A 16315-nucleotide genomic window follows, 5' to 3' on the forward strand; every position below is an offset into this window, starting at 1 on the left:
ATGGCAAGCCTCACGGCTGCGCGCCCGCGCGCGCAGGGTCGGCGGCCTCGGCGTCCGGCGTGTCGAGATAGTAGCGCTTGAGGAGGTAGAGCGCCGCGCCGTTGAGGCGGCCGCGGTCGGTGGTGATGCCGACGAGCTCGGCCCCGGCGTTGAAGCGGCAGAGCGCCCAGTGCGGGCGCGGGCCGAGCGTGTAGTCGACACGCACGCTGTCGGGCTCGGCGCCCGAGCCCGCCCGCAGGAGCCGCAGCTCGGTCTCGCCCGGGGCGAGCGCCGGCACCGACCGCCGGCAGAGCGCCACGCGCTGGCGCTGGACGGAGCTCTCGCAGGCGGCGAGCCCCGTCAGGGAGCCGACGACGCCGGCGAGGAGCAGGAGCCCGCGGAGGCCGCGCGGGCTCACGCGCCCGCGCGCAGGCGCTCGGCCACCCTCGGCGCGTAGTAGGTGAGCACGCCGTCGGCACCCGCCCGCTTGAAGGCGAGCAGGCTCTCGGTCATCGCCCGCTCCCCGTCGAGCCAGCCGTTCCGGGCGGCCGCCTCGATCATCGCGTACTCGCCGGAGACCTGGTAGGCGAAGGTCGGCACGCCGAACGCGTCCTTCACCCGGCGGATGATGTCGAGATAGGGCAGGCCCGGCTTCACCATCACGGAATCGGCGCCCTCGTCGAGGTCGAGGGCGACCTCGCGCAGGGCCTCGGCGCCGTTGCCGGGATCCATCTGGTAGGTGCGCTTGTCGCCGACGAGCGCCGCCTGCGTGCCGATCGCGTCCCGGAATGGCCCGTAGAAGGCGCTCGCGTACTTCGCCGCGTAGGCCATGATCTGGACGTCGCGAAAGCCCGCCTTGTCGAGGCCGGCCCGGATCGCGCCGACGCGCCCGTCCATCATGTCGGAGGGTGCGATGACGTCGGTGCCGGCCTCGGCCTGGATCAGGCTCTGCTCGACGAGGAGCGCCACGGTCTCGTCGTTGAGGACGGCGCCGTCCTCCAGGAGCCCGTCATGGCCGTGGCTGGTGTAGGGGTCGAGGGCGACGTCCGTCATCACGCCGATCCCGGGGACCGCCCGCTTCACCGCCCGCACCGCCCGGCAGACCAGGTTGTCGCGGTTGAGCGCCTCGGAGCCGCGCGGGTCGCGCAGGCTGCGCTCGGTATAGGGGAAGAACGACACGCAGGGGATGCCGAGGCGCGCGGCCCGCTCGGCCTCGCGCACGACCTCGTCGACGCTGAGGCGCTCGACGCCCGGCATCGAGGCGATCGGCTCGCGGCGGTTCGTCCCCTCGATCACGAAGAGCGGCCAGATCAGGTCGTCGAGCGTGAGCGTGTGCTCGCGCACGAGGCGGCGCGACCACTCGGACTTGCGGTTGCGGCGGGGGCGCTGGGTGATCTTCAGACCCTCGACGCGGGCGCCCTCCCGCGCGGTCTCGACAGCGAGCGGGCGGGGTTGGGGCGTGTCGTTCGACATGGCGTCACGGGCTCTGATGCGCGGGGCCGGGTGCTGGTCCGGCGTCCCGGGCCTATCACTTCGCCGGATGCGGCGAAACCCGCGGGCGCGCGGCGCCGGCGGTCCGGCGGTTGACGGCGGGGGCCGAAGCGCCCTCTAACCGGCGCGCAACGGGAAAGGTCGGACACGATGGCGGAGGCTGAGGGCGAGATCCTGTTCGAGCGGCGCGGGTCCCTCGGGCTCGTCACGCTCAACCGGCCCAAGGCGCTGAACGCGCTCTGGCTCGGGATGATCCGGGACATGCAGGCCCAGCTCGAGGCCTGGGCGGCCGATCCCGCGGTGACGCGGGTCGCCGTGCGGGGCGCGGGCGGCCGGGCCTTCTGCGCGGGCGGCGACATCCGCCGCATCCACGCGGCGGCCGCCGCCGGCCGCGCGGCGGAGACCGACGCGGTCTGGCGCGGCGAGTACGGGCTCGTCGCCTACGTGGCGCGGTACGCCAAACCCTATCTCTCGCTGATCGACGGGATCGTGATGGGCGCGGGCGTCGGCATCTCGGTGCATGGCGGCTACCGGGTGGCGTCCGAGCGCTACAGCTTCGCGATGCCGGAGGTCGGGATCGGGCTGTTTCCCGATATCGGCATGACCTACCTGCTGCCGCGCCTGCCCGGCCGCACCGGCACCTACCTGGCGCTGACCGGCGCCCGGATCGGGGCGGGCGACGCCCTCGCGGTCGGGCTCGCGACGCACCACGTCCGCTCCGGCGACTTCGACGCGATCCTCGACGGCCTCGCGGCGGGCGCCGAGATCGAGGCGGTGCTGGCCGCCCACGCGGCGCCGCCGCCCGCGCCCGGACCGCTCGTGACGGAGCGCGGCCTCATCGACGATTGCTTCGCGGGCGCGAGCGTCGCCGACATCCTCGGCCGCCTCGACGTGGCGGCCTCCGCCCACGCGGCCTTCGCGGCGGAGACGGGCCAACTCATCCGCACCCGCTCGCCCACGAGCCTGTGCATCGCGCTGGAGCAGATGCGGCGCGGTCCCGGCCTCAGCCTGCCCGACGCGATCCTGACGGAGTACCGCCTCGCCACCCGGGTCACGGGCTCGCACGATTTCCTGGAGGGCGTGCGCGCGGTGCTGATCGACAAGGACAACCGGCCGGCCTGGCAGCCCGCGCAGCTCGAGGCGGTCGATCCGGCCGCCATCGCCGCGACCTTCGCGCCCCTCGACCGCCCCGAGCCGAGCTTCGCCTGAGATGCGCGGGCCCATCAAGACCGGCCGCGGCGTCGGCGCCGCCGCGAGCGACCGCATCGAGCGCAGCGCCGGCGCGCCGAGCACCACCTGGGACACGGCGCTCGTCTGGTTCATGCGCGTCACGGCGCTCGCCTGGCTCGCCAAGGGCGTCTTCTCCTGGGCCTCGATCCTCGACGTGGTGCCGGGCGCCAAGCCCTTCGAGGCCGAGCCGGTGGGCCGCCAGGCCGTGATCGTCTACTTCGCGGTGATCGACGTCATGGCTGCGGTCGGGCTCTGGCTGACGAGCGCCTGGGGCGGCGTCGTGTGGCTGCTCGCCGCCACCTCCGCGCTGACGCTCGCAATCCTCACGCCGCAATTGCTGCCGCTGCCGCTGCCGTTGATCGCAGCACAGGGAAGTATTATCGCGATTTACTTCATTTTATCCTGGCTGGCGGCTCGCGAGGTCCGGTAAACGGGAGGTTACGGCGACGGCTTCATTTTGCATTTACCTACAGAAGTAAATCGCAAATTCATCCTGTCGCTTAAACCGCTTTTCATTCCCCACCCGTAGCTTGGGCTCATAAGCGGCGCCGGACTTCACGGTGACCGGCACAACAAATCGGGTGAGGCACACGATGAAGTCCCAGGCCGTCAAGGTTGTCGAAACCAACACCGCTCTCGAGGCCGGCGCCGCGAGCGGCTCCTATCTCGAGGCCCTGCACCTCGTGGAGCGTCTCCACCGCCGGCTCCTCGACGTGATCAAGGACGAGTTCGAGCGGCGCGGACGCGAGGACGTCAACAGCGTCCAGGCCCTGCTGCTCTACAACATCGGCGACAAGGAGCTGACCGCGAGCGAGCTGCGCACCAAGGGCTACTATCTCGGCTCGAACGTCTCCTACAACGTCAAGAAGCTCGTCGAGGCGGGCTATCTCCACCACGCCCGCTCGAAGACGGACCGCCGCTCGGTGCGCATCAGCCTCACCGACAAGGGCCGCCAGGTTCACGACATCATCCAGGGCCTCTACGACAAGCACGCCCGCACGATCCAGCCGATCGGCGGCATCTCGAACGACGATTTCGGCCGCCTCAACCAGGCGCTCGGCCGCCTGGAGCGGTTCTGGACCGATCAGATCCGCTATCGGCTCTGATACCGTCGCCGGCTGATCCCTTCGGTGCGGGTGCGGGCTCCCGCCCACGACCGCATCCCACCCTCGCCCTCATCCTGAGGCGCCGCGCCAGCGGCCTCGAAGGAGGCCTCCAGCGGGCCCCGCGCTCCCTGGAGCCCTCCTTCGAGGCTTCCGCTGCGCTGCGGCTCCTCAGGATGAGGTCGAGGTGGGAGCCCGCACTCACACCGAAGGGATCGAGCGCACGCCGTATGAGGCAGCCGGGCAGGCGGCGCCCGATCCCGCGGCCCGGCCCCAGGGCCGGCAGCGTTCCGCGGACCGCCCCGCGGGGCATGTCCCCGTCCCGCCTGTTCCACGCGCGGAGAGCCGGACGGCCCGATGGCCGCCCGGCTCTCCGCGTGAGCGCGGGTCCACGCTGGACGGAGCGCCCGACCGCTCGGAGCAGGCCAACGAAAAGGGCGCCGCCTCCTCTCGGAAGCGGCGCCCGGCAGGACGATCGCCGGAGCGAGCGTCGACTTAGTGGAAGGTGTCGATCTCGGCCGACTCGTAGCTGGTGACTTCCATGCCGACGCAGATTTCCTGAACGACGGGGGCGGACCACTTCATGGCGTCTCTCCTCGATTTCGATGGCCGGAAGATAGGCGATGTGTTGGGCACAATACAAGTGGGCCCTACACTTATATTTCTCATAGACGCCGACGAGAGCGGCGGCCGGCGCCGGAACCAGCACAAAATTTCGAACGATATCAGTGATATGGTGTCGCTTGTCGTGGAACCTCCTCCAGCGCGATGGCGTGGGTCGGGACGGGCATCATGGAGGCGCCGCATCCGTCCCCGGCGCACGATTCGGCTTGACGCCTCCGCGCGCGGGGCGCACCACCCTGGCGCCCCGGCTGCCAGCCGGTCCGGGGCACCCGTCCCGAAGCCGATGTGATGCCCAGCGACAGTCCCGATCGATCGTCCGTGCCGTGTCCGGCCCCGTGCCGCGCGCCCGCCTGAGCCCCTGAGGCCTCCCGCGGGCCTCGCGCGCCGCCGGTCACGGCCGGGCGCGCTCAAAGCCCAGGAAGACAGGCGAGGCCCATGAACGAGATCGCCCCCTTCGACACCCGCATCGACCCCTCGGTCCTGGCCGCGCGGCTCTCGGACGAGCGCGCGCCGGACATCGTCGAGGCCCTGAACGAGGAGGCGCCCGAGGTCGCGGCCGCGATCCTGCTCGGATTGCCCCACGACCGGGCCGTCGAGGTGCTCGACCAGCCGGAGCTCGACTGCGCCGCCGACATCGTCGAGATGCTGCCCCGAGACCGGGTCGCCTCCTATCTCTCCGGCATGTCGGCCGACCGGGTCACCGACATCTTCCGCGAGATCGAGGAGCCGGGCCGCTCGGACCTGAGGGCCCGCCTCGATGCGGAGACGCGGGGCGCCGTCGACCGGCTCAGCGCCTACGGCGAGGAGACGGTGGGCTCGCTGATGACGACGGAATTCGTCGCGGTGCCGGGCAACTGGAGCGTGGCGCAGACCCTCGACCACGTGCGCCACGTCGAGAAGACCCGCGAGACCATCTACGCGATCTTCGTGCTCGACCCGCGCACCCGCGCGCTGACGAAGTCGGTGCCGCTGCGCCGCCTGATCTCGGGCAACCCGGACGACAACGTGCTGTCGGTCGCCCCCGGGCGGCGCCCGCTCGCGGTCTCTCCCACCGCGAGCCGCGAGGAGGCCGCGCGCCTGATCTCGAAATACGACCTCCTGGCCCTGCCCGTGGTCGACGCGGTCGGCCACGTGATCGGCATCGTCACGGTCGACGACATGATCGACGCGATGGTGGCGAAGCAGACCCAGGACGTGCAGCGCTTCGGCGGCATGGAGGCGCTGCCGGAGCCCTACATGGACATCGGCTTCTTCACGATGATCCGCAAGCGCGCGGGCTGGCTTTGCGCCCTGTTCCTTTCCGAGATGCTGACGGCCTCGGCCATGCAGGGCTTCGAGGGGGAGCTCGAGAAGGCGATCGTCCTGACCCTGTTCATCCCGCTCATCATGTCGTCGGGCGGCAATTCCGGCTCGCAGGCCACCTCGCTGCTGATCCGGGCGCTGGCGCTTCACCAGGTGCGCCTGCGCGACTGGTGGCGCGTGGCCCTGCGCGAGCTTCCGACGGGGCTCCTCCTCGGGGCGATCCTCGGGGTCATCGGGATCGTGCGCATCGCGATCTGGCAGAAGACGGGCCTGTACGATTACGGCCCGCACTGGCAACTCGTGGCCGCGACGGTCGGGGCGGCCCTCGTCGGCATCGTCACCTTCGGCTCGCTCGCCGGATCGATGCTGCCCTTCGTGCTGCAGCGGATCGGCTTCGACCCGGCCACCGCCTCGGCACCCTTCGTGGCGACCCTCGTCGACGTGACCGGGCTCGTCATCTACTTCTCGGTGGCGCTGCTGATCCTGAGGGGAACGCTGCTGTAGCGGCGGCGGGCCGGCAGGGGAGCCGCGCCCGGCCGCGCTCAGGCCGGCGGGCGGCCTCCCGTCTCCTCCACGTGCAGCGCCACGATCGCGTCGAAGGAGGGGTCGGCCCGGAAGCCGAGGGCGAGCGCCCGCTCGGTGGCGAAGGCCTCGGGCCAGGTCTCGACGATCTGCCTGACCGCCGGATCGGGCTCGCGGCGGATCAGCGCGACGGCGCGGTCGCCCGCGACGCGCCGCAGAGCCTCGATCTCCTCGGCGACGGTCGCGGAGATGCCCGGCATGGTGAGGTTGCGGCGCAGGCCGAGCGGCGCGAGGTCGATCTCCGCTGCGTGGACGAGGAATCCGGTCGCCGCGCGCGGGCTCGCGAACCAGTGCCGCAGGGTGTCGGGCACGGGCAGCACCGCCTCCTGCCCGGCGAGCGGCTCGCGGATGATGCCGGAGAAGAAGCCCGAGGCCGCCTTGTTGGGCTTGCCCGGCCGTACGCAGATCGTCGGCAGGCGCAGGCCGATCCCGTCGAGAAAGCCGCGCCGGGTGTAATCGGAGAGCAGCAGCTCGCCCATCGCCTTCTGGGCGCCGTAGGAGCTCGCCGGGGTCAGGATCATGTCGTCGCCGATCACGGGCGGCAGCGGGGGCCCGAACACCGCGAGCGAGGAGGTGAAGACGACGCGCGGCCGGTAGCCCTCGGCGAGGTGCGCCCGGCGGATCGCCTCGAACAGGAGGCGCGTCGCCTCGAGGTTGACCCGGTAGCCCTTCTCGAAATCCGCTTCCGCCTCGCCCGACACGATCGCCGCGAGGTGGAAGACGACGTCGGGCCGGCCCGCGATCGCGGCTTCCGCGGCGCCGGGAGAGGTGAGATCGGCCGCCTCCGTGCGGACGGCGCCGGAGAAGCCCGCGGGCCGAGGAGGCGCCGCGACGTCGACGAGGGTGAGGGCGGTGAGCGCCTCCTCGCCGATGCGGCCGGACAGGGCGAGGGCGTCGGTCAGGCGCCGGCCGATCATGCCGGCGGCACCGAGGATCAGGGCGTGCATGGGCTGTGTCCTTGTGGATCCGTGTCAGCGCATCAGGTCGAGGGCGCGGGCAAAGAAGTCTCGGCCGCCGAAATTGCCGGATTTCAGAGCGAGCAGCATGGGCTCAGACCCTGCGGTGCGCAGGACCGGCACGCCCGCCGCGATCTCGGGGCCGACCAAGAAGGCGCGCAGGCCCAGATGGTCGACCACCGCTCCGGAGGTCTCGCCGCCGGCCACGACGAGGCGGCGCACCCCGCGCGCGACGAGGCCGGCGGCGATCGCGGCGTTCGCGGCCTCGATGGCGTGCCCGGCCTCGGCGCCGCCGTGGCGGGCCTGGAGCGCGCGGACGGCCTCGGGCGTTCCGCTGGTGGCCAGCAGCACCGGGCCGTCGCCCAGGCGCGCGGCCGCCCATTCGATCGCGGCCCCGATCGCGGTCCGGTCGGAGAGGATGCGTTCCGGGTCGAGGCGCAGCACCGGCATGACCGCCTCGGCGGCCTCGATCTGGCCGAGCGTCGCCTGCGAGCAGCTTCCGGCGAGGCAGGCGGTGTGGCCGCCGACCCCCGCTCCCGGCAGCGCGTCGGCCCGGGCCGCGCCGCGCCCGGCCGCCACGAGGGCGCGGGCGAGGCCGAGGCCGAGGCCCGAGGCGCCGACCGAGAGGCGGCGCCTCAGGGCCGCCGCGCCCAGGGTTTCGAGGTCGGCTTCGACGATCGCGTCGGCGATGGCGGCGCCGTGGCCGGATTCCGCCAGCGCGTCGAGCCGCGCCGCGACGGCATCCGCTCCGCCGGCCACGGTCGCGGTGTCGACGAGGCCGACCGGGGATCCGCTCTGGCGGGCGAGCACCCGCACGAGGTTCGCGTCCCGCATCGGGTTGAGGGGGTGGTCCTTCAGCGGGCTCTCGTTCAGCGGCTGCGCGCCGACGAAGAGGTGGCCCTGGTAGACGGTGCGGCCCGTCTCGGGGAAGGCCGGCGTGACGAGAGCGACGGCCTCGCCGGCATCCGCCCGCAGCGCGTCGAGGACCGGGCCGATATTGCCCGCCTCCGTCGAATCGAAGGTCGAGCAGATCTTGAACAGGATATGGGCCGCGCCGCGCCCGCGCAGCCAGCCCTCCGCGGCGCGCGACTTCGCGACCGCCTCGGCGGCCGGGATCGAGCGGCTCTTCAGGGCGACGACGACGGCGTCCACCTCCGGCAGGGCGAGGTCGTCCGCGGGCACGCCGATGGTCTGGACGGTGCGCAGGCCGGCCTTCGTCAGCGTGTTGGCGAGGTCGGAGGCGCCCGTATAGTCGTCCGCGACCGCGCCGAGGGCGAGGGCGGCGCTCATCGGGCCGCCTCCTCGGCGATGCGGTAGGGTTCGAACCAGCCGAGACCCGCCTCCGTTCTGCCGCGCGGGTTGTACTCGCAGCCCACGAACCCGGCATAGCCGAGCCGGTCGAGCTCGGCGAACAGGAAGGCGTCGTCCATCTCGCCGGTGCCGGGCTCGTGGCGGTCCGGCACGCTCGCGGTCTGGACATGGCCGATGATCGGCATCAGCGCGCGCAGCCGCATCGTGACGTCGCCGTGCAGGATCTGGCAGTGGTAGAGGTCGAACTGCAGCTTCAGGTTCGGCATATTCAGATCGCGGATCAGCGCGGCGGCGGCGCCGAAATCGGCGAGGAAGTAGCCCGGCATGTTGCGGGCGTTGATCGGCTCCAGGACGAGGTCGAGCCCGGCCCCGCCGATCCGCTCGGCGCTCCAGGCGACGGCGCGGCGGTAGGCGTCGCGCGCCGCGGGATCGCGGGAATCGGCGAGCCCCGCCATCAGGTGGAGACGCTTCACCCCCGTGGCCGCGGCGTAGCGCAGGCCCGTCTCGACGCCGTCCTGCAGCTCCGCGAAGCGCCCGGGCAGGGCCGCGAGGCCGCGCTCGCCCGCCGCCCAGTCGCCGGGCGGCAGGTTGAACAGGGCCTGGGCGAGGCCGTGGCGCGAGAGGCGCTCGCCGATCGCCTCGGGCGGATGCTCGTAGGGGAACAGGAACTCGACGGCCCGGAAGCCCGCATCGGCGGCCGCGGCGAAGCGGTCGAGGAAGGGATGTTCCGTGAACATCATCGTCAGGTTGGCGGCGAAGCGGGGCATGGTGCGACCTCAGCTCGTCTTTCAGCTCGTCTTGCGGCCCGGCAGGCTCGCGCCCGCGACCTGCGCGTAGAGGCGTGCCAGGGAGGAATCGTCGTCCCGGCCCATCCCGGAGCCCGAGGCCATCAGGAACATCTGCAGGGCCGCGGCCGCGACCGGCACGGGGAAGCGCTCGGCCCGGGCCATGTCCTGCACGATGCCGAGGTCCTTCACGAAGATGTCGACCGCGCTGCGGGGCGAATAATCGCCGTCGAGGACGTGGCGCATCCGGTTCTCGAACATCCAGGAATTGCCGGCCGAGGCGGTGATCACCTCGTAGACCTTGGCAAGGTCGAGACCCTGCTTGGCCGCGAAGCTCATCGCCTCGCTGGCGGCCGCGATGTGCACGCCCGCGAGCAGCTGGTTGATCATCTTGAAGGCCGCGCCCTGGCCGGGCGCGTCGCCGAGCCGGTAGAGCTTGGCCGCCATCGCGTCGAGGGCGGGCTGGGCCCGGTCGAAGGCCGCGCGCGAGCCCGAGGCCAGGATGGTCAGCGCACCCTCGGCGGCGCGGGCGGCGCCGCCGCTGATCGGCGCGTCGAGGTAGTGCCGGCCTCCCGCCTCGAGCCGGGCCGAAAGGTCGCGGGCGATGGCCGGGTCCATGGTGGCGCAGGAGACGAAGACCGCGCCCTCCGGCATGGCGTCGGCGACGCCGCCCTCGCCGAACAGGACCGCCTCGGTCTGCGCGGCATTGACGACGACGCTCACGACGATGTCGGCGCCCTGCGCGGCGTCCGCGAGGCTCGCCGCCCCGGCCCCGCCCGCCTCCCGGAAATGCGCGAGCGCCTGCGGGTTCACGTCGTAGGCCGAGACCGCTAGGCCGGCCCGCAGGAGCGAGAGCGCCATGCCGGCGCCCATGGAGCCGAGGCCGACGATCGCGGCGCGGCCCGTCCGTGCTGTTTCGGTCATGGATTCGCTCCGTCTCCCCGAGCATCGTCCGTGATTTCCGGATCACGGGAAATGCTCCAAGCCATTGATCTGGCGCGCTTTCTGATCACCAAACCGGCAACCGCTTCGGCGGAGAGCGCGCGAGCGCCTCAGCGGTTGACCATGCGGGCGGGCGTCAGGAACACGCAGGCCGCGCCGATCACGAGCATCGCGGCGAGCGCGTACATGCCGGCCTCCGTGGTGCCGGTGAGGTCGCGCAGCGCCCCGATCACGTAGGGGCTGACGAAGCCCGCGAGGTTGCCCACCGAGTTGATCAGCGCGATGCCGGCCGCCGCGCCCGTGCCCGCCAGGAAGGCCGTGGGCAGCGACCAGAACAGGGGCGCGCAGGTGAGGACGCCGGCCGCCGCGACCGACAGGAACGCGATGGCGATCGGCGTGCTGGTCGCCGTCGCCGCCACGACGAAGCCGGCCGCCCCGCACAGCGCCGGCAGGATGAGGTGCCAGCGGCGCTCGCGCATGCGGTCGGCGCTGCGGCCGAGGATCACCATCACGATGGCCGCGCACAGGAACGGGATCGCGCTGATCAGGCCGATGTTGAAGTTGCCCTGGACGCCCGTCGCCTTGACGAGGGTCGGCATCCAGAAGGTGAGCCCGTACTGGCCCGTGACGAAGGCGAAGTAGATCAGGCTCATGAACCAGACCCGGGGATCGCGGAACACGCTGGCGATCGAGTGGGGGCTCTTCTCCTTGCCGGTGTTGTCCTGCGCGATGTCGCGCTCGAGCACCGCCTTCTCGGCATCGGTGAGCCAGTGCGCGTCCGCCGGCCGGTTGTCGAGGTAGAGGTAGACGGCCACGCCGACCACGATTGCGGGCACCGCCTCGATCAGGAACATCCACTGCCAGCCGGCGAGCCCGTTCGCCCCGTTGAAGGCGTCCATGATCCAGCCGGAGAGCGGGTTGCCGAAGATGCCCGAGATCGGGATCGCCGACATGAACACGGCGATGACCTTGGCGCGCCGGTGCGCCGGGAACCAGGAGGTCGTGTACAGGATGATGCCCGGATAGAACCCGGCCTCGGCCAGGCCTAGCAGGAAGCGCATGATGTAGAAGCTCGTGGCCGAGTTCACGAACATGAACGCGCCCGAGATCAGGCCCCAGGTGATCATGATCCGGGCGATCCAGACGCGCGCGCCGACCTTGTGCAGGATGACGTTGCTCGGTACCTCGAACAGGAAGTATCCGATGAAGAACACCCCGGCGCCGAGGCCGTAGACGGTCTCGCTGAAGCCGAGCTGCTGCGACATCTGCAGCTTGGCGAAGCCGACGTTCACGCGGTCGAGATACGCGATCACGTAGCAGAGCATCAGGAACGGAACGAGCCGCCAGAACACCTTCGTGTAGGTCTGTTCGACGAGATCGGCGGGGGGAGCGGCAGCTCCCGGCATCCGGGCGGCTTGCACGGTCATCAGGCTTCCTCCTTCTCCGCATCCGGCCCGTACGGGCCGAAGCTGGCGTTTATGCTTGTTGTGGCGCATTTTGGCAGCGCTTGCATCTTGCGTATCAGAGTTTGGCAGCGCTGCCAATCATGTTGTTCGAGGATGCAAAGCTTGGTATGTGCTCGGACGTCGTGGACGTCCCGTGATGTTGAGAGACGCGCCGTCATGAACGTCCATCAGCCGCGCCAGCGCCTCGTGACCCTGGCGGACGTCGCCCGGGAGGCGGGGGTCGGCGAGAGCACCGTGTCGCGGGTGCTGCGCCGGCACGGCTCCTTCTCGAAGGGCACGCAGGACCGCGTCGCGGAGGCGGTCGCGCGCCTCGGCTATGTGCCGAACCGGCTGGCCGGCAGCCTCGCGGGCTCGTCGACCTCGGCCGGGTCGCAGCTCGTCGGCATCGTGATCCCGTCGCTCACCAACATCGTCTTCCCGGACCTGCTGCGCGGCATCACGGCCGTGCTCGACCGGGCGGGTTTCCAGAGCGTGATCGGCGTCAGCGACTACGATCCCGAGCGGGAGGAGGCGCTTCTCGGCGCGCTGCTGTCGTGGCGGCCGGCCGGTCTGATCGTCACGGGACTCGAGCACACGCCGGGCGCGGTGGCGCGCCTGCGCGGGAGCGGGGTCCGGGTCGCGGAGATGATCGATACGGACGGGCCGGGCATCGACATCGTGGTCGGCTTCTCCAATCGCGAGGTCGGCCGCGCCAGCGCCCGCCATCTCCTCGGGCGCGGCTATCGCCGGATCGGCTATGTCGGCCACGATCTCGACCGCGACCTGCGCGCGGGCAAGCGCCTCGCCGGGTTCGAGTCGGCGCTGCGGGCGGGGGGGTACCCGCTCGCGGCCAGCGAGATCCAGGCCTGCCCCTCCTCTGCGGCCGCGGGCCGCGCGGCGCTCGCGCGCCTCCTTGCCCGCGCCCCCGATCTCGACGCCGTCTACTTCTCGAACGACGACATGGCGCTCGGCGGCTATTTCCACTGCCTCGCGGACGGGCTGCCGGTGCCGGGACGGCTCGCCCTGTTCGGCTATAACGGTCTCGACATCACCGCCGCGATGCCGCAGCCGCTCTCGACGGTCCGGACGCCGCGCCTGCGTATCGGCGAGGTCGCGGCCGAGCGGCTGGGCGCCGGCGGTCCCGCCGAGACGGTCGATCTCGGCTTCGAGCTGATCGAGGGAGCGACCGCATGAGCGAGAGCCAGCTGCGCGAGGAGATCTGCCGCTACGGGCGCTCGCTGTTCGAGCGCGGGCTGACGCCGGGCTCATCGGGCAACATCTCGCTGCGCCTCGACGACGGCGGCTGGCTGGTGACGCCGACCAACGCGTCGCTGGGCTTTCTCGACCCCGCCCGGATCGCGCGCCTCGACGCGCGCGGCAATCTCGTCTCGGGCGACGCGCCCACGAAGGAGATCCCGCTGCACGCGGCCCTCTACGAGAGCCGGGCGCAGGCGCGGGCGATCGTGCACCTGCACTCGACCCACGCGGTCGCGGTCTCGATGCTGCCCGAGATCGACCCGAAGGCGGTGCTGCCGCCCCTGACGCCCTATTACCTGATGCGCACGGGCGGCACCGCCCTCGTGCCCTATTTCCGCCCCGGCGATCCGGCGGTCGCCGACGCGATCCGGGGCCTGGCCGGGCGCTACGCCTCGGTGCTGCTGGCCAATCACGGCCCCGTCGTGGCCGGCACGAGCCTGGAGAACGCTGTCTTCGCCACCGAGGAGCTTGAGGAGACCGCGCGGCTCTACCTCCTGCTGCGCAACCTCAACCCGCGCAGCTTGAGCCCGCAGCAGGTGCAGGACCTGGTGAGCCATTTCGGCCTGACCCTGCCCGAGCACCGGGATTGCACGGGCGCGGGCCACGGGCAGGGCTGAGCCCGTACCCGTTCGACGGCGGCCCGATCCGCGTCAGCAGAAGGCGGGTTCGCGCAGGCGCGGCGCGCCCAAGGCGGAGAATGGCACCGGCGGCGGACGCCGGATCGTGAGCAGCACGTTCGAGCCGGCGACGATCCGGCCGCACCGGTCGCGCAACGGCGTCGGATACGGCATGAAGGGCACCCGGGTCCCGTCCGGCCGCTCGAGCACGGCCTGCTCGCCCCGGATCGCGCGGCCCTCCCGCATGGACACCGCCATCGGGCATTCGGCGTGCGGGAGCGGCGTGCCGTCGGGCCGGAAGATGCGCCAGCAGCCGCACCAGCGCTCCCGCCCTATGACCGGGCGGCGGCCCCAGAGTTCGGCGGCGGCCTCGTTGTAGTAGGTCAGCCAGCCCTGCGCATCGGTGGTGTAGAGGGCGGCGTCGATCTGCCTGAACAGTTCCGCTCGGCTCGGCTCGTAATTCCAGTCCGAGTCCGGTGCATCGAAATCATAGGAGAATTCGTCGGAACTCATCACGTACTCCCACGACAGGCGGGCTACGAAATGCCCGCTCTAGCATTTCGGCTGCCCCCATCTGTCGCGGTTACCTGGGAGCCCGTCACCTTCGCCGGGAGGCGAACGAGACCGACTCGTTAGGCGGGCGTGGCGTACGCCCGAACTCCAGATCGTCCAGCGATACGGGATTGTGCCTCGGAGCTTCCGGGGGCGGTCGCTCCGTCGACGCCATAACCGACCGGGGTCGGCCTGGGCTCTCTCGTATAGCCGTGTACGGACGGCCCTTATTTGCACAAGAAGTGCTCAGAAGCAATAGCCTCATCAAACGATGTGTCTAACAATTGATGGATCGATAGTCGCTTCGTGAGACCGGTATTCATTATGCGCTACCGGCCGTTGAACCGTTGCGTTTCACGCGGCCGGCGGGCGTCGACGGCGGGCCGGCCCGGCTCCGGCTCCGGCGCGGGTCTCATCTGCCTAAGTGGCTGATCATCAAGATGCAATGAGGTCCTTCCCGGCTCGACGAGGGCGGCCGCGCCCGGGCTGGAAGCGTCAGGCAGCCCGCAGGCCGCCAGAATCGGATCGGGTGAGGTCGAGCGTGCCGCCCTACGATTCGGCCCGTCCGAGGCTGATCGGAAGCCCGAATCCGCTGCCAGGTACGGTTTCGTCCGTTCGGCGCCAGAGATTCAGGAACGCGACGGCCGCGGCGCCTTGAGGCCGTGGGCGGGTTTTGGCGAGGCGGGCGCGCGCCGGTTCGAGGTTCGCCTCGTTCCGGCAGAGAAGGGCGTTGATCTCGCCGATCGGCGCCTGCCCCCGCGACGGCTCTGGCGACCCGTATCCCGGGGTGACGCCGGGTCGCCCGAGCCGTACTCTCCGGGCCGGGAGGCGTGGCATGGCGCATCATCACGAGCAAGACCACGAGCACGGCAGCACGCTGTCGCCCATGGACCTGCGGGTGCGCGCGCTCGAATCGATCCTCGTCGAGAAGGGCTACGTAGACCCCGCGGCCCTCGACGCGCTGATCGAGACCTACGAGACCAGGGTCGGGCCGCATAACGGTGCCCGGGTGGTCGCCCGCGCCTGGGTCGACCCCGACTTCCGCGAGCGCCTCCTCGCGGATGCGACGCCGGCCATGCGCGAGCTCGATGTCGGGGGGCGCGGCGGCGAGCACATGGTGGTGGTCGCCAACACGCCCGAGGAGCACAACCTCGTCGTCTGCACGCTCTGCTCCTGCTATCCCTGGCCGGTCCTCGGCCTGCCGCCAGTCTGGTACAAGGCGCCCCCCTACCGCTCGCGCGCGGTGATCGAGCCCCGCGCGGTGCTGGCCGAGTTCGGCCTCAGCCTGCCGCCGGAGACCCGGATCCGGGTCTGGGACTCGACCGCGGAGCTGCGCTACATGGTGCTGCCGATGCGCCCGCCCGGCACCGAGGGGCTCGACGAGGCGGCGCTCGCCGCCCTCGTCACGCGCGACGCCATGATCGGCACCGGCCTTCCGCGCCGTCCCGAGATCCGGGCATGAACGGCGGCCAGGATCTCGGCGGCATGCACGGCTTCGGCCCCATCGCGCCGGAGGCGGACGAGCCGCGCTTCCATGCGGCCTGGGAGAAGAGGGTCTTCGGGCTCGCCATGGCGATGGGCCTGACGGGCACCTGGAACCTCGACGCCAGCCGCGCCGCCCGGGAATCGCTGCCGCCCGGCGAGTACCTGACGTCGAGCTACTACGCGATCTGGCTGAGGGCGCTCGAGCGGCAGGTGCAGGCCCATGGCCTCGCCAGCCCCGAGGAGCTTGCCACCGGCACGGTCTCGGCGCCGCCGGCGCCGGTCGCGCGGGTGTTGCGGGGCGAGGAGGTCGCCCCGCTCTTCGCCCGCGGCTTCCCGAGCGACCGTCCGGTCGGATCGGAGCCCCGGTTCGGCGTCGGCGAGAGCGTGCGGGCCCGAAATGTCCACCCGAGCGGCCACACCCGCCTGCCGCGCTACGTCCGCGGGCATGTCGGCACGGTCGAGCGCGTGCACGGCGGCTTCGTCTTCCCGGATTCGAACGCTCGGCTCGCGGGCGAGGCGCCGCAATGGCTCTACACCGTGCGCTTCTCCGGCGCGGCCATCTGGGGCGAGGCGGCCGAGCCCGGCCTCGCCGTCTCGGTGAACGCCTTCGAGAGCTACCTGGAGCCGGCCGCGTGAGCGGCGAGCCGCCCTTGG

17 protein-coding genes are annotated in these 16315 nt (G+C 71.6%); 8 read left to right on the plus strand and 9 right to left on the minus strand.

Annotated features, from left to right (window positions below):
- Positions 1–10 precede the first annotated feature (10 nt).
- Both WDW90_RS14215 and hemB read right to left on the minus strand, forming a co-directional pair.
- Positions 11–397, minus strand: a complete 387-nt coding sequence (locus WDW90_RS14215; RefSeq protein WP_336488047.1) for a hypothetical protein — start codon at positions 395–397, stop codon at positions 11–13.
- Complete coding sequence (gene hemB / locus WDW90_RS14220; RefSeq protein ID WP_336488048.1) at positions 394–1452, minus strand: porphobilinogen synthase; 1059 nt, start codon at positions 1450–1452, stop codon at positions 394–396. The genes WDW90_RS14215 and hemB overlap by 4 nt, the downstream gene beginning before the upstream one ends.
- Before the next feature lie 168 nt (positions 1453–1620).
- On the opposite strand from hemB, the gene WDW90_RS14225 reads away from it, so the two are divergent.
- The 3 genes from WDW90_RS14225 to ldtR all read left to right on the plus strand — a co-directional run bounded on the left by WDW90_RS14225 (position 1621) and on the right by ldtR (position 3806).
- Positions 1621–2679 carry an enoyl-CoA hydratase/isomerase family protein gene (locus tag WDW90_RS14225; RefSeq protein ID WP_336488049.1) on the plus strand — a complete coding sequence of 353 codons (1059 nt, stop codon included), beginning with the start codon at positions 1621–1623 and terminating at the stop codon, positions 2677–2679.
- A 1-nt stretch (position 2680) separates the two neighbouring features.
- On the plus strand, positions 2681–3130 hold the full coding sequence (locus tag WDW90_RS14230; protein ID WP_336488050.1) for a DUF6163 family protein: 450 nt from the start codon (positions 2681–2683) through the stop codon (positions 3128–3130).
- A 163-nt stretch (positions 3131–3293) separates the two neighbouring features.
- Positions 3294–3806 (plus strand): transcriptional regulator LdtR, encoded by a 513-nt coding sequence (gene ldtR, locus WDW90_RS14235; protein ID WP_336488051.1) that lies wholly within the window; start codon positions 3294–3296, stop codon positions 3804–3806.
- A 492-nt stretch (positions 3807–4298) separates the two neighbouring features.
- Here the strand turns inward: ldtR and pqqA are convergent, their stop codons facing one another.
- Positions 4299–4388: a pyrroloquinoline quinone precursor peptide PqqA gene (pqqA, locus tag WDW90_RS14240; RefSeq protein ID WP_336488052.1), complete on the minus strand. Its 90-nt coding sequence runs from the start codon at positions 4386–4388 to the stop codon at positions 4299–4301.
- Between the two features lie 474 nt (positions 4389–4862).
- Here pqqA and mgtE point away from each other — a divergent pair, with 474 nt between their 5' ends.
- Positions 4863–6233, plus strand: coding sequence for a magnesium transporter (gene mgtE / locus WDW90_RS14245; protein WP_336488053.1), 1371 nt, complete (start codon positions 4863–4865; stop codon positions 6231–6233).
- Between the two features lie 38 nt (positions 6234–6271).
- Here the strand turns inward: mgtE and denD are convergent, their stop codons facing one another.
- From denD to WDW90_RS14270, 5 genes are all read right to left on the minus strand, one after another.
- Positions 6272–7258 (minus strand): D-erythronate dehydrogenase, encoded by a 987-nt coding sequence (gene denD / locus WDW90_RS14250; protein WP_336488054.1) that lies wholly within the window; start codon positions 7256–7258, stop codon positions 6272–6274.
- A gap of 24 nt (positions 7259–7282) precedes the next feature.
- Entirely contained in the window at positions 7283–8557 is a 1275-nt protein-coding gene (gene otnK, locus WDW90_RS14255) for a 3-oxo-tetronate kinase (RefSeq protein ID WP_336488055.1), read from the minus strand.
- Positions 8554–9345 (minus strand): 2-oxo-tetronate isomerase, encoded by a 792-nt coding sequence (gene otnI, locus WDW90_RS14260; RefSeq protein WP_336488056.1) that lies wholly within the window; start codon positions 9343–9345, stop codon positions 8554–8556. The genes otnK and otnI overlap by 4 nt, the downstream gene beginning before the upstream one ends.
- Before the next feature lie 21 nt (positions 9346–9366).
- Positions 9367–10287, minus strand: a complete 921-nt coding sequence (gene ltnD, locus WDW90_RS14265) for an L-threonate dehydrogenase (protein ID WP_336488057.1) — start codon at positions 10285–10287, stop codon at positions 9367–9369.
- Positions 10288–10415: 128 nt separating this feature from the next.
- Positions 10416–11732, minus strand: a complete 1317-nt coding sequence (locus WDW90_RS14270; protein WP_336488058.1) for an MFS transporter — start codon at positions 11730–11732, stop codon at positions 10416–10418.
- 195 nt (positions 11733–11927) lie between these two features.
- Between WDW90_RS14270 and WDW90_RS14275 the strand changes: the two genes are divergently transcribed.
- Complete coding sequence (locus WDW90_RS14275) at positions 11928–12944, plus strand: LacI family DNA-binding transcriptional regulator (RefSeq protein WP_336488059.1); 1017 nt, start codon at positions 11928–11930, stop codon at positions 12942–12944.
- Complete coding sequence (otnC, locus tag WDW90_RS14280) at positions 12941–13624, plus strand: 3-oxo-tetronate 4-phosphate decarboxylase (protein WP_336488060.1); 684 nt, start codon at positions 12941–12943, stop codon at positions 13622–13624. Before WDW90_RS14275 ends, otnC begins: the two co-directional genes overlap by 4 nt.
- A 33-nt stretch (positions 13625–13657) precedes the next feature.
- Here the strand turns inward: otnC and WDW90_RS14285 are convergent, their stop codons facing one another.
- Positions 13658–14137: a hypothetical protein gene (locus WDW90_RS14285; protein ID WP_336488061.1), complete on the minus strand. Its 480-nt coding sequence runs from the start codon at positions 14135–14137 to the stop codon at positions 13658–13660.
- An 874-nt stretch (positions 14138–15011) separates the two neighbouring features.
- Between WDW90_RS14285 and nthA the strand changes: the two genes are divergently transcribed.
- On the plus strand, positions 15012–15638 hold the full coding sequence (gene nthA, locus WDW90_RS14290; RefSeq protein WP_336488062.1) for a nitrile hydratase subunit alpha: 627 nt from the start codon (positions 15012–15014) through the stop codon (positions 15636–15638).
- Positions 15635–16297 carry a nitrile hydratase subunit beta gene (gene nthB / locus WDW90_RS14295; protein ID WP_336488063.1) on the plus strand — a complete coding sequence of 221 codons (663 nt, stop codon included), beginning with the start codon at positions 15635–15637 and terminating at the stop codon, positions 16295–16297. The genes nthA and nthB overlap by 4 nt, the downstream gene beginning before the upstream one ends.
- Positions 16298–16315 lie beyond the last annotated feature (18 nt).

It is taken from the genome of Methylobacterium nigriterrae, assembly GCF_037106235.1.
GTDB lineage: Bacteria > Pseudomonadota > Alphaproteobacteria > Rhizobiales > Beijerinckiaceae > Methylobacterium > Methylobacterium nigriterrae.

Excerpts from the sequence above, each read along its gene's own strand:
- WDW90_RS14275 (WP_336488059.1), top strand. The coding sequence starts at position 11,928 with ATGAACGTCCATCAGCCGCGCCAGCGCCTCGTGACCCTGGCGGACGTC.
- WDW90_RS14270 (WP_336488058.1), bottom strand. The coding sequence starts at position 11,732 with ATGACCGTGCAAGCCGCCCGGATGCCGGGAGCTGCCGCTCCCCCCGCC.
- WDW90_RS14230 (WP_336488050.1), top strand. The coding sequence starts at position 2,681 with ATGCGCGGGCCCATCAAGACCGGCCGCGGCGTCGGCGCCGCCGCGAGC.
- pqqA (WP_336488052.1), bottom strand. The coding sequence starts at position 4,388 with ATGAAGTGGTCCGCCCCCGTCGTTCAGGAAATCTGCGTCGGCATGGAA.
- otnI (WP_336488056.1), bottom strand. The coding sequence starts at position 9,345 with ATGCCCCGCTTCGCCGCCAACCTGACGATGATGTTCACGGAACATCCC.
- hemB (WP_336488048.1), bottom strand. The coding sequence starts at position 1,452 with ATGTCGAACGACACGCCCCAACCCCGCCCGCTCGCTGTCGAGACCGCG.
- nthA (WP_336488062.1), top strand. The coding sequence starts at position 15,012 with ATGGCGCATCATCACGAGCAAGACCACGAGCACGGCAGCACGCTGTCG.
- nthB (WP_336488063.1), top strand. The coding sequence starts at position 15,635 with ATGAACGGCGGCCAGGATCTCGGCGGCATGCACGGCTTCGGCCCCATC.
- WDW90_RS14225 (WP_336488049.1), top strand. The coding sequence starts at position 1,621 with ATGGCGGAGGCTGAGGGCGAGATCCTGTTCGAGCGGCGCGGGTCCCTC.
- denD (WP_336488054.1), bottom strand. The coding sequence starts at position 7,258 with ATGCACGCCCTGATCCTCGGTGCCGCCGGCATGATCGGCCGGCGCCTG.
- ltnD (WP_336488057.1), bottom strand. The coding sequence starts at position 10,287 with ATGACCGAAACAGCACGGACGGGCCGCGCCGCGATCGTCGGCCTCGGC.
- mgtE (WP_336488053.1), top strand. The coding sequence starts at position 4,863 with ATGAACGAGATCGCCCCCTTCGACACCCGCATCGACCCCTCGGTCCTG.
- otnK (WP_336488055.1), bottom strand. The coding sequence starts at position 8,557 with ATGAGCGCCGCCCTCGCCCTCGGCGCGGTCGCGGACGACTATACGGGC.
- ldtR (WP_336488051.1), top strand. The coding sequence starts at position 3,294 with ATGAAGTCCCAGGCCGTCAAGGTTGTCGAAACCAACACCGCTCTCGAG.
- otnC (WP_336488060.1), top strand. The coding sequence starts at position 12,941 with ATGAGCGAGAGCCAGCTGCGCGAGGAGATCTGCCGCTACGGGCGCTCG.
- WDW90_RS14285 (WP_336488061.1), bottom strand. The coding sequence starts at position 14,137 with ATGAGTTCCGACGAATTCTCCTATGATTTCGATGCACCGGACTCGGAC.